Source organism: Psychroserpens sp., from assembly GCF_047633235.1.
Taxonomy (GTDB): Bacteria; Bacteroidota; Bacteroidia; order Flavobacteriales; family Flavobacteriaceae; genus Psychroserpens.
Genome location: NZ_JBLIET010000025.1, coordinates 20,090 through 32,361 on the forward strand (window position 1 = coordinate 20,090; position 12,272 = coordinate 32,361).

Below are 12,272 nucleotides of genomic sequence, written 5' to 3' on the forward strand. Positions count from 1 at the left end.
TATGACATCCTAATTAAAAAAAATGAAAAAATTATGCGTGCATAGTAATTTTTAACAGAAAATAGACTTAATTTTTGAGTAATTGATAAAAAATAAAAGCTGAAAATGCGTAATTCACATTTTCAGCTTTATTTTTAACACAGTTAAGAATTTCTCTATTCTACGGTAACTGCTTTTGCTAAATTGCGAGGTTGATCCACATTTCTACCTAGCATAAGTGCTATATGATATGATAAAAGTTGAAGCGGTATTGTAGTTAATAAAGGGGTTAAAGATTCTATAGTCTCTGGAACTTCAATAACGTGATCTGCTAGGTTTTTTACTTGTTCATCTCCTGCAGTAACGATGCCAATAATTTTACCTGATCTTGATTTTATTTCTTGAATATTACTTACTACTTTCTCATAGTGCCCTTTTTTTGTGGCTATGACGACTATTGGCATGTTTTCATCAATTAATGCAATAGGCCCATGCTTCATTTCTGCAGCAGGATAACCTTCTGCATGAATATAAGAAATTTCTTTAAGTTTTAAAGCGCCTTCAAGGGCTACAGGGAAATTATAACCTCTTCCAAGATATAAGAAGTTTTTAGCATTTTTGTATATGTCTGCAATAGTTTTAACATAGGCATCAGACTCAAGAGCAATTCTAACTTTATTTGGTATGAGCTCTAATTCTATTAAATGATGCCTATAATCTGAACTAGATAGCGTTCCTTTTGCTCTTGCTAAACGCAGAGCAATTAATGTTAATACTGTGATTTGAGTTGTAAATGCCTTAGTGGAAGCAACGCCAATTTCTGGCCCTGCATGTGTATATGCACCTGCGTGGGTCTCCCTAGCAATTGAAGATCCAACTACATTACAAACACCAAAGACAAATGCGCCTTTAGATTTAGCAAGTTTTATAGCGGCAAGTGTATCTGCTGTCTCACCTGATTGCGAAATGGCTATGACTATATCATTTTCATTAATGATTGGGTTTCTATATCTAAACTCTGATGCGTATTCAACTTCAACAGGAATTCGAGCTAAGTTTTCAAATATATATTCTGAAACTAAACCAGCATGCCAAGATGTACCGCAAGCAACTACAATAATTCTATTGGCATTAAGAAATTTTTTCATGTTATCTTCAATACCGGCCATCTTTATGATCCCTTCGTTTGATAATAACCGCCCTCTAAAAGTATCTAAAATAGCACTGGGTTGTTCATAAATTTCTTTAAGCATAAAGTGTTCATAGCCACCTTTTTCGATTTGCTCAAGATTTAATTGCAGTTCTTGGATATAAGGAGCTACTAAAGAATCATCTTTAATTTTTCTTATTTTGACACCTTTATGTCGACGTACAATTGCCATTTCTTCATCTTCCAGATAAATAGCATTTTTTGTAAACTCAATAAAAGGAGATGCATCGCTGGCAATAAAAAACTCGTCTTCCCCAACACCAATAGCAAGCGGGCTTCCAAGTTTAGCAACGACAATTTCATTTGGCTTATTTTTGTCAAACACAGCAATTGCGTAGGCACCAACAACTTGGTTTAGCGCAATTTGTACTGCTTTACCTAATTTAGTATTTTCTTTTTTCTTAACATCTTCAATTAAATTAACTAGAACCTCAGTATCTGTGTCAGATTTAAAAGTATACCCTCGTTTGATTAATTCTTTTTTTAGAGAGTCATAGTTTTCTATAATGCCATTATGAATAATTACTAAATCTCCAGAGTTTGAAAAGTGTGGATGTGAATTAACGTCATTCGGTACACCATGGGTTGCCCATCGTGTGTGTCCGATTCCTAAAGTGCCTTTAGTAGGGATTTCTTTTTCAAGCCTTTCTTCTAAATCAGCAACTTTGCCTTTAGTCTTGGATAATTTAATGTCAGTACCATCATAAAGAGCAATACCTGCACTGTCATAACCTCTATATTCTAGACGTTTTAATCCTTTTAGAATTATTGGGTAAGCTTCTCTATGACCAATATAGCCAACTATTCCACACATATTTTTTAGTTGTTAGGTTCGGTGAAAAATATTTCTAAATATAATTTTTTTTCTTCTTCTAAGGTATTATTACCATACAAAACGGTTCCCCTGGGCGTTAATATTGAGCTTACAGGAACTTTATCCTCATCATTGTCACTGAGTAAATCATATTGAACTGAACTTCCTTCAAGATTAACGTTTATAGACACCGCTAAACCAAGTTTAACATTCGTAGAGTCCCTAAGAATTAAATTATTTAGATGTTCTGTTATTCTAATTTTATATTTAACACCAGCTCCCGAAGCTTCATTGTTTTCTCTTTCTAATGGAACTAGATGATTGCTTCTGGAGAATTCTGGAAATAATGTATTTGCAGTATCAAAGAAGTAATCTGTTAAAGCAATATTGTTATTCATGTCATATAGGTAGATGCGATTTGGTTCACCACCATTAACCTCGTTTTGATTAACATAGAAAACAAGGTTAGCCTCATTAATTAGTTTTTTTGAACTAACAAAATTTCCGTTATCGTCAGTTTCTACAAATTCTTTTTTAAACAATTCAAAAGTATTATCTGCCAAATTATCTGGATCGAGGTCATCACCACCAAACAGCTTTATTTCTGCGATAGAACCTTGACCACCTTTTAAAAATAAATTTTCATCTCCAGTTGTTTCATTTCCATTAGGAATTGTAAAATCGTTTGAAATAAAATTCACTCTGTTTCCAGTAAAGTTGAATGTATAAGTCGTTTGAACTCTATCAGCACCGTCTGTGAATGGGTCTCTAGTGTAGTATATAATGATATTTGATGAATTAGACAACATATTTAAAAGTATTAGTTGACCAGGACCGTCAGTGATGTTTGGTTCTGCTTTAAAGTATATACCTCTAAAATAATCGTTAAAATTGTTGATGTTACTTAATTCTGTTTGTCCAGCCATATCGATAATTTTTTCTTGCCAGAATAGCTGACTAGCATCATCAAATTTTATTCTCATTGCCGGAGATAGTCTAGACGTTTCTATTTTGTCTTCACCTTCACCTTCTGTAAGAATAATTTGCAGTGGGTTTGCTTGAAAATTTGAATTTTGATATAGTAATTGACCTTCTAATTGCTCATCGCTAATGAGGTTTGAACCTGTAGACTGATTAGCATAATAATTTTGTGGACTATCAATTTCTGGTGCATTAGGATCAAAATTTCTTAAAAAATAGTTGCTCTCATAGATTGACAGATTTATAGATGAATTACCAAATATAGAGTCCAAGTTAAACTCTGTTTGACCATTAGAACCAACACCTGTTGCTGTGCTAAAGTAGGGTACTGTAAGAACTACAGAATCAATAACTGGGTTAGTACCAAAATCTGGATCAGTAATATTACCACGTATTTGTGATACAAAACTCGCTGTACTACGACCATAATTTCCACCTGGATCTTCTGTATAAAGTCCTAAAAGGTTTAGAGGTAAAGCATTCGTTTGAATAGGTTCTAAAGCCTTAGTGTAGGCGATAACATCAAATTCTCTTGAACTTGTACCAAAGTGTGTAGCATTATCATTATTGATAATATCTGAGTCGATATTAGCAAAATCTTTGTCACAAGCAATAAAGGAGCTTAACAAGATTGTAAGTAATGTTAAATTTCTTAGGGCAATTTTTATTTTTTTCATAAATTTATTTACTAATCTAAAACTTTTGTTTTGTAGAATTCTGTGTAATGTTCAGCGAAATCTTCAATTGGAAAATAATCTAAGACAGGTTTTTCCGATGCGTCTAAATACTCATTTAATTCTTTTGGTAATTCATCTGAGCCTCTAATAAGAGCATCAGAATTATCAATCGCAATTTTCATGAGATTATTGAAGGTTGGTTTCTCTAAATCTTTAATCTTACTATCGTCTATGTTATCAAATTTAACTTTACTAATCATGTTCTTATCTAACGTTCCTTCAAAGCTTTGATTGTATACAGACGTTACAATTTTACTTTCAGTAAATAAAGGTTCGTTTTTATAGAATTCTTTCAAGTATAGCGGTAATAAAGATGCTAACCATCCATTAACATGGATAATGTCTGGAGACCAATTTAATTTTTTTACTGTTTCAATAACCCCTTTTGCAAAGAAGATTGCACGTTCGTCATTGTCGCTAAACAGCTTTCCTTCTTCGTCAGTTAATGTTGCTTTTCTTTTGAAGTACTCTTCGTTGTCTATAAAGTATACTTGTATTCTTTCCTTCGGAATAGAAGCTACTTTAATAATCAAAGGCATATCTAGGTCGTTTATTACTAAATTAATACCAGATAATCGTATCACTTCATGGAGCTGATGCCTTCTTTCATTAATGTTTCCATAACGAGGCATAAATATTCGTATTTGCCCTCCTTGTTTGTTCACCATTTTTGGAGCTTCAAATGACATTGAAGAAATCTCTGTTTCTGGTAAATATGGTACAACCTCAGATGACACATACAATATTCTCTTATCTTTCATAAATCTTTCGTTTTTGGAATTAAAAGTAAAAAACAGGCAAAAGTACAAAAATTTATGCAAATTGCCAGTAAAATATTAAGTTTGCAGGCTGTTAAACTTTTGTTACTATATGAATATTTTTGAAAATAAAACAGAATTAATTGCGCATGTCGATGCACTAAAATGTGAAAAGAAAACACTTGGATTTCTTCCTACTATGGGAGCATTGCACCAAGGTCACGCTTCATTAATTAGAAAAGGCTTGGATGAGAATGATTTTGTAGTCGTAAGTATTTTTGTGAATCCTACTCAATTTGATAATCAAGAAGATTTGGTAAAATATCCAAGAACTTTAGATAGTGATGTTGAGTTACTTGAGACGATTTCCGAAGAGAAAGTCATAGTATATGCGCCTTCAGTGGATGATATTTATGGTAATAATGTCATATCAACTTCTTTTTCATATGATGGATTAGAACATGAAATGGAAGGACGTTTTAGAGAGGGCCATTTTGATGGTGTTGGTACAGTGGTTAAGAGGCTTTTTGAAATAGTGAGACCTGACAAGGCTTACTTTGGAGAAAAAGACTTTCAGCAGCTTATGATTATTAAGAAGTTAGTAGAGAAATATAATATACCAGTTAAGGTTATTGGTTGTAAGATATATAGGGCCAAAGATGGTTTGGCAATGAGTTCTCGTAATTTGAGATTAAAACCAGAATATCGTGAGGCTGCGCCTTTTGTGTATAAAACTTTAAAAGCTGCTAAAGATAAATTTGGCATAAAAAGTGCCGATAAATTGACAGAGTGGGTGACTAAACAATTTGCCGGACATGATTTATTGACCCTAGAATATTTTATTATCGCAGATATTCGTACTCTAAAAACCGTTAAACGAAAAACAAACCAAAAATCATATAGAGCATTTATTGCTGTGTATGCAGATGATATTAGACTAATAGACAATATCGCACTAAATTAATTATCTTTACCTCATGCAAATTCAAGTAGTAAAATCTAAAATTCACCGAGTAAAAGTTACAGGTGCAGAGTTAAATTACATTGGTAGTATTACTATTGACGAGGATTTAATGGAAGCTGCAAATATAATTCAAGGTGAGAAAGTTCAAATCGTTAATAATGATAATGGCGAACGTTTAGAAACATATTGTATTCCTGGGCCACGAAATAGTGGAGAAATCACATTAAATGGTGCAGCAGCTCGCAAAGTAGCCGTTGGGGATACACTTATTCTAATCACTTATGCGTTTATGGATATTGAAGATGCTAAAGTATTTAAACCTTCTCTAGTATTCCCAAATGAAGCTAATAATCTCTTAAAATAAGCTTTTGAGTCCTAAGATTAAAAAACGTTTAAGGTTAATAATTCCGCTAGCTTTAGCCGTATTCTTTGGGTGGTATACATTTTCTAAATTACCTGTCTCAACAATAATACCTTTTATTAAATCAGCAAATTATTGGTGGATTGCTTTAGGTGTTTTGTTTGGATTACTAAGTCATTTATCAAGAGCTTATCGTTGGAAATATCTTTTGGAGCCAATGGGGTATCAAATAAAATTACCAAATAGTGTCATGGCCGTTTTTATTACTTATTTAGCGAATTACGGAATTCCAAGATCTGGGGAAGTTTTGAGAGCTGCTGTACTAACAAATTATGAGGACGTCCCTTTTGAAAAGAGTTTCGGGACGATAGTAGCAGAGCGAATAGCAGACCTGTTAGTCATGTTAGGGATTATAACAATTACATTGATTTTGGAATTTGATTTCATAATGGAACTTCTTCAAAGGGCCTTTCAACCTAAAAAACTGATATTATTTGGGTCGGTTGGAGTCCTCATATTGATCCTCGTTTTTTTATTTATAAATAGAGGCCAATCTAAATTTGCCATTAAAGTCAAAACATTTCTCAAAGGCTTAATGGAAGGGATGTTAAGTATTTTTAAGATGAAACATAAATGGGCGTTTATTGCGCATACCTTATTTATTTGGGGAATGTATGTTTTGATGTTTTACGTTACAACTTTTGCATTACCTGATTTAAATAATGTAAGTATTGGTGCAGTATTAGTAGCTTTTATTTCAGCAAGTTTTACAATAGCAGCGACTAATGGAGGCATCTTTGTTTATCCAGTAGCAGTTATGGCTGCATTTACAGTTTTTGGAATTGCTAAAGATCCAAGCTTCGCTTTTGGTTGGATTATGTGGTCCTCACAAACAATTATGGTTATCATTGCTGGAAGTTTATCGTTTATATACTTACCAATCTACAATAGAATTAAATAATTTTTTACCTTGCTTTATTATTAATCCGAGCTTATCATGAATAAATTTATCTTATTTCTATTATTTGGTTTCTTGTATCACATAGCAAACTCTCAAGTCACCTATGAGACAATTGAATCGCCTAAACTTGGTGATACAAGAGAAATTAAAATTCAATTACCAAGAAATTATGATCCTGAAGGCGATATTTTATACCCTTTAGTCGTCGTACTAGATGGTGATTATTTATTTGAGCCTGTAATTGGTAATGCAGATTATCACTCATATTGGGGAGATATGCCAAAATCTATAGTTGTAGGTGTTAATCAAGCCCAAAAAAGAGATGTAGATTTATCTTTTAGTGGGACTACTTATTTTCCGTCAGACGAAGGAGGTTCTCAGTTTTTTGAGTTTATAGGAATGGAGTTGATACCCTATATAAATGAGAACTATTTAACTTCAAATTTTAGAATTGTTGTGGGCCACGACCAAAGTGCAAATTTTATTAACTATTGGTTGTTTAAGGATAAACCTTTATTTAGAGGTTATATTGCTTTTAGTCCAGATTTATCCCCAGAAATGGTAAATCGTCTACAAGAAAAATTATCGATTACTACTGAAGATACATTTTACTACTTGGCTACAGCAGATAATGACGTTAAGGTATTAAGAGAGCGTATTTTAGATTGTAACACAGCATTAAGTGCTATTGAGAATGAGAAGTTACATTACCGATTTGATGATTTTAAAGATGCAGACCACTATTCTCTTGTAGGGCTTGGAATACCTAAAGCCATTAATGAAATTTTTGGTTTATATAAACCTATAAATAAAAAAGAATATAACGAAAAAGTACTCACTTATGAAGAGGGGCCTTTTGCCTATTTGATGAAAAAATATGAAGATATTGAGTTTTTCTATGGCTTTGAAAAAAAAGTAGTTGAAAATGACCTTAGAGCAATATTAGCGGCAACGAATAAAAAAGATGATATAGAATCTATGAAAAGCTTAGCTAAGCTTGCTCAAAAAGAATACCCAAAATCAATGATAAGTTCTTATTATTCAGGGATTTACCATGAGATGAATGGTAATGCGAGAAAAGCTTTGATAGAGTATCAATCTGGATTACTTTTAGAAGAATCTGAGTTCGTTAATAAGGATATGTTATTGGATAAAATCTATGATCTCCAAGAGTAAAATTGAATTAAATTATGCATTTCATCGAATAAATTAGTAGTTAAACCTAATTTTAGGTATGTTTACAGTCCCCAAATTAAAACCTACTTAAGATGAAGAATGCCCTTCTTTTTATCTTCTCATTATTATTTTGCGAATTAATTTTTGCACAAGTCACTTATGAGAAGTTTGAATCTCGAAAACTCAACGCTACGAGAGAGTTAAAAATTAGACTTCCGGATGATTATAATCCCGACTCAGATTTAAAACATCCTGTAATTATAGTTTTTGATGCTGAATATCTATTTGAACCCGTAGCAGGTCAAGTCAGTTACCAAACCTATTTTGATGAAATGCCACAATCAATAATTGTGGGAGTTGTTCAAGGCAAAGAACGTTTTTATGATAGTTATTTTGATGAGGTTACTGGACTTCCATTTGAATCTGGTGATCGTTTCTATAACTTTATAGATCAAGAATTAATTCCGTATATAGATTCTAAATATAATACGAGTAAATTTAAAGTGGCCGTTGGTCATGACTTAATGGGGAATTTTATCAATTCATTCTTATTCCATGATACTCCGATTTTTCAAGCGTACATAAATTTAAGCCCTGATTTTAAGGGAACCATGAGTGAAAACGTTAAAACTCGACTGGAGTGGTTGGATAGTGATGTTTTTTATTATTTGGCAACGGCAGATGGAGATATTAAATCTATAAGAGACAGAATTAGAACGACAAATGACAATTTAAAAACGCTTGATAATCAAAACTTGACTTATTATTTTGATGAGCTCATTGGCGACTCTCACTATACATTGGTAAGTGGAGCTTTATCTAAAGCACTCGACAGAATTTTTGAATTATACAAACCTCTTGATGATAAGGAATTAAGAGAGAAAGCACTTCCATATGAAGGCACCTTAGATGATTACATTGTAGATAGATATAAGCGGATTGATGATTTATTTGGAATTTTTAAGCCTATTTCCGAAGAAGAATTACAACGATTAATCACTTTAGCAGATCAACGGGAAGACATAGAATCTGTCTATAAAATCGGGAAATTAGCTAATAAGCTCAATCCAAGTTCTTCCTTTGGAACTTATTATATGGCCCTTCATGCTGAAAAATTAGGTAAAACTAAAAGGGCAGTAAAATTATATCAATCTGCACTTGACTTAAATGAAATGTCTCATATAAATAAGGAATTTATAATGTCTCACGTGGAAGATTTAAAATTCGTAGAAGACGACACAGAAACTGAAGATGATGAAGAAAACTAAATTAAGTATTTACTCAACAGACTATGTTTTTGTCTATTTGTTTCGCAAATTTAAAGAGTTTTTTATATCCAATTTAAATTTGAAAAGGGTGGTGCTTAAATTTATAGCGGCAATAAGTTTGTTCAAGGATATCAATTAAAATATATTAATTTAGCTAAAATTTTAACTGCGGAAAATTCTTCCGAAGAAAGAAATATGGCTAAACTAAAAACAACATTTTTTTGTCAAAATTGCGGCAGTCAGTATTCTAAATGGCAAGGTCAGTGTTCCGCTTGTAAAGAGTGGAATACGATTACAGAGGAGGTCATCGAAAAGCCTGAAAAAAGTAATTGGAAAACACCAGCTAACACGGCTAAGAGAGCTTCGAAGCCACTCCTGATAAACGAAATAGACACCTCGCAAGAAGCTAGATTGGATACACAAGATAATGAGTTTAATCGTGTGCTAGGAGGGGGGTTAGTTCCAGGATCTTTAACACTTCTAGGCGGAGAACCAGGAATTGGTAAAAGTACATTGCTACTTCAAATCTCACTTAAATTACCGTATAAAACCTTGTATGTTTCTGGAGAAGAGAGTCAAAAGCAAATAAAAATGCGTGCTGAACGTATCAATCCTGGCTCAAGCAACTGTTACATTCTTACCGAAACTAAAACTCAAAATATTTTTAAACAAATTGAATCACTAGAGCCAGATATTGTGGTTATAGATTCTATTCAAACGCTCCATAGTGATTATATAGAATCATCATCTGGAAGTATATCTCAAGTAAAAGAGTGTACAACAGAACTTATTAAATTTGCAAAAGAAACTGCTACACCAGTTATTTTAATTGGACATATCACAAAAGATGGTAATATCGCTGGGCCAAAAATATTGGAGCATATGGTGGATACTGTTTTACAGTTTGAAGGAGATCGTAATCATGTGTTTAGAATCCTTCGCGCCAATAAAAATCGTTTTGGCTCTACAAATGAATTAGGAATCTATGAAATGCAAGGTTCTGGTTTAAGGGAAGTTTCTAATCCATCAGAAATATTAATCTCTCAAAAAGATGACGATTTATCTGGGAATGCCATAGCAGCCACTTTAGAAGGTATGCGTCCATTGATGATAGAAGTACAAGCTTTAGTTAGTACAGCAGTTTATGGGACTCCTCAAAGAAGTGCGACAGGCTTCAATGCAAAACGTCTGAATATGTTATTGGCAGTTTTAGAGAAGCGCGCAGGTTTTAGATTAGGTGCTAAGGATGTCTTTTTAAATATTACAGGAGGAATTACAGTTGATGATCCTGCAATAGATTTAGCGGTTGTAGCCGCAATCCTATCTTCTAACGAAGACGTAGCGCTACAGAAAGATTATTGTTTTGCTGCTGAGGTTGGTCTTTCTGGAGAAGTACGCCCTGTTCAAAGAGTTGAGCAGCGTATTTTGGAAGCCGAAAAATTAGGATTTTCTACAATTTTTGTATCTAAATACAATAAGATTTCTTTAAAAAACACAGTGATTAAGATTCAATTAATTTCTAAGATTGAAGATGTGGTTGATTTAATTATATGATGAAACACAAAAAAGGAAGTTTTTAAATTGCTTTTTCTGTATTATATTTTTGTTTAAATACGACCAATTTATAGAGTCTTCTAAAGTGTTTTTTTGCTTTTTAATTATGGTAGTTTGCTATTCGTTTGATGTCCTAGACATTTCATCTAAATTAACTTTTATCTAATTTTTAAAGCTATAACTAATACGTAATATTATATTGGATATGAGATAAATTGTGTTTCCCAATTTGTAATATAACCAATAGATATCCCCTCTAAAAATCTATCTGAATAAGACATTAGTCTTTAAAATTAATCATTACGCTATGAAGCGAAAACTACTATATATAGTATCATTTGTAATTCTTGTTTCTGTGCCTCAGTGTGCTTTTTCCCAACACACAGATAATGACGACGATTAAGACGTCTATTTAAAAGATAATTTTACTGGAAATGTTTTTGATTTCAGAAGTTGTCATGGATATGAGTTTTCTTCGGAAATTGGAACATTCAACAACAAGTTCTGGTTATTAATATGCTGGGCCAAACTGTTCAAGAATTTACAGATGTAAATTATCAAGAGTTGAATACCGGTTTACAACTTTCTAAATGAGCTACAGGTGCTTATGTGGCCTATTTTAAAACCGATAATGGTATAAAAACCAAAAAGATCTTAGCAAAATAACGACTAGATGAATTAATAAAGAAACGCCTACTCTGGTATTTACTCAAAAATATTTCTTTTCAATATCCTTTTCATAGTTTTGAATCACGAAAAGTTTTTTACTGTTTGCAGCCTTCTTAATATCTACAGGTTTATCTGCTCAAGACTTCAGCGTTTTTGTGCCACATATATTTAATTCATATGAAGAGGCGACTATTAATTTTAACGACGGTACTACAATTAGAGGTTATGCTAAAATAACATTCAACTCCTCAATTAAAATTAAGGTGAAAGATTATAGTAAACCAGATGTATGGACTGATTTGATGCTTAAGAGAGTAACCTTTCATGGTGCACTTGATGATGTTGCTTTCTTGTATGTCAATGTAAAAAATCATTCAATGATGCAACTTTTAGAAGTGATAGAATTAGGTGAAATATTCATTTTTGTTGATGAAAGTTCCAATTGGGTGTCAGCAGGTGGTGAATTTAATTACAAACCAGAAAATTTAGATATGAGAACTTATACTACAAGACATCCTATACTTTTTTTTGAAAAAAGAAAGTGAAAAGGAAGCTATCAAACTTTTTGGAATATTCAATTTTAAAAAAGAGGCTATAGCTTCTTTTGAAAATTGTACGCAAATAGTGGATCGCCTTAATGAAAGAAAATATAGAAGAGGAGACATTATAGACATGGTCTATTACTGCAATGACTGTCGCGCAGCTCTTGATTAGAGAAAAGAAAAAGCAGCCCTTATTACCTAAATAGTTAGGTGACTTTTTAGACCTTATAGTGTCTTAGTTAATGAACATTTATTCCCTAAACATAAAATGAAAAACACAAAAAGAATAGTAGCCTTA

Annotated in this window: 10 protein-coding genes; 7 read left to right on the forward strand and 3 right to left on the reverse strand. The window is 32.5% G+C overall.

Annotated features, from left to right (window positions below):
- Nucleotides 1-155: 155 nt before the first annotated feature.
- From glmS to ACJAZK_RS09670, 3 genes are read right to left on the reverse strand one after another with little or no spacing between them, the layout of a single operon-like run.
- A complete protein-coding gene (gene glmS, locus ACJAZK_RS09660) occupies nt 156-2,003 on the reverse strand; it encodes a glutamine--fructose-6-phosphate transaminase (isomerizing) (protein ID WP_415223760.1) in 1,848 nt (615 codons plus the stop codon).
- A gap of 5 nt (nt 2,004-2,008) precedes the next feature.
- Entirely contained in the window at nt 2,009-3,661 is a 1,653-nt protein-coding gene (locus ACJAZK_RS09665) for a DUF4270 domain-containing protein (protein ID WP_415223761.1), read from the reverse strand.
- Nucleotides 3,662-3,672: 11 nt separating this feature from the next.
- Complete coding sequence (locus ACJAZK_RS09670) at nt 3,673-4,482, reverse strand: glycogen/starch synthase (protein WP_415223762.1); 810 nt, start codon at nt 4,480-4,482, stop codon at nt 3,673-3,675.
- 109 nt (nt 4,483-4,591) lie between these two features.
- Between ACJAZK_RS09670 and panC the strand changes: the two genes are divergently transcribed.
- The 7 genes from panC (at nt 4,592) to ACJAZK_RS09705 (ending at nt 11,977) form a co-directional block, all read left to right on the forward strand.
- The gene (gene panC, locus ACJAZK_RS09675) at nt 4,592-5,443 is read left to right on the forward strand and encodes a pantoate--beta-alanine ligase (protein WP_415223763.1); all 852 of its coding nucleotides are present in this window, start codon (nt 4,592-4,594) and stop codon (nt 5,441-5,443) included.
- Between the two features lie 13 nt (nt 5,444-5,456).
- Nucleotides 5,457-5,807 carry an aspartate 1-decarboxylase gene (gene panD, locus ACJAZK_RS09680; RefSeq protein WP_321221101.1) on the forward strand — a complete coding sequence of 117 codons (351 nt, stop codon included), beginning with the start codon at nt 5,457-5,459 and terminating at the stop codon, nt 5,805-5,807.
- Between the two features lie 4 nt (nt 5,808-5,811).
- Nucleotides 5,812-6,765, forward strand: a complete 954-nt coding sequence (locus tag ACJAZK_RS09685; protein ID WP_415223764.1) for a lysylphosphatidylglycerol synthase transmembrane domain-containing protein — start codon at nt 5,812-5,814, stop codon at nt 6,763-6,765.
- A 36-nt stretch (nt 6,766-6,801) separates the two neighbouring features.
- Entirely contained in the window at nt 6,802-7,941 is a 1,140-nt protein-coding gene (locus tag ACJAZK_RS09690) for an alpha/beta hydrolase (RefSeq protein WP_415223765.1), read from the forward strand.
- 92 nt (nt 7,942-8,033) lie between these two features.
- Complete coding sequence (locus tag ACJAZK_RS09695; protein ID WP_415223766.1) at nt 8,034-9,209, forward strand: alpha/beta hydrolase; 1,176 nt, start codon at nt 8,034-8,036, stop codon at nt 9,207-9,209.
- Nucleotides 9,210-9,404: 195 nt separating this feature from the next.
- Entirely contained in the window at nt 9,405-10,763 is a 1,359-nt protein-coding gene (gene radA, locus ACJAZK_RS09700) for a DNA repair protein RadA (protein ID WP_415223767.1), read from the forward strand.
- Between the two features lie 824 nt (nt 10,764-11,587).
- On the forward strand, nt 11,588-11,977 hold the full coding sequence (locus ACJAZK_RS09705) for a hypothetical protein (protein WP_415223768.1): 390 nt from the start codon (nt 11,588-11,590) through the stop codon (nt 11,975-11,977).
- Nucleotides 11,978-12,272: the final 295 nt, after the last annotated feature.

Coding starts and splice junctions, on each gene's coding strand:
- glmS (WP_415223760.1), bottom strand. CDS start 2,003: ATGTGTGGAATAGTTGGCTATATTGGTCATAGAGAAGCTTACCCAATA.
- ACJAZK_RS09665 (WP_415223761.1), bottom strand. CDS start 3,661: ATGAAAAAAATAAAAATTGCCCTAAGAAATTTAACATTACTTACAATC.
- panD (WP_321221101.1), top strand. CDS start 5,457: ATGCAAATTCAAGTAGTAAAATCTAAAATTCACCGAGTAAAAGTTACA.
- ACJAZK_RS09690 (WP_415223765.1), top strand. CDS start 6,802: ATGAATAAATTTATCTTATTTCTATTATTTGGTTTCTTGTATCACATA.
- ACJAZK_RS09695 (WP_415223766.1), top strand. CDS start 8,034: ATGAAGAATGCCCTTCTTTTTATCTTCTCATTATTATTTTGCGAATTA.
- panC (WP_415223763.1), top strand. CDS start 4,592: ATGAATATTTTTGAAAATAAAACAGAATTAATTGCGCATGTCGATGCA.
- ACJAZK_RS09670 (WP_415223762.1), bottom strand. CDS start 4,482: ATGAAAGATAAGAGAATATTGTATGTGTCATCTGAGGTTGTACCATAT.
- radA (WP_415223767.1), top strand. CDS start 9,405: ATGGCTAAACTAAAAACAACATTTTTTTGTCAAAATTGCGGCAGTCAG.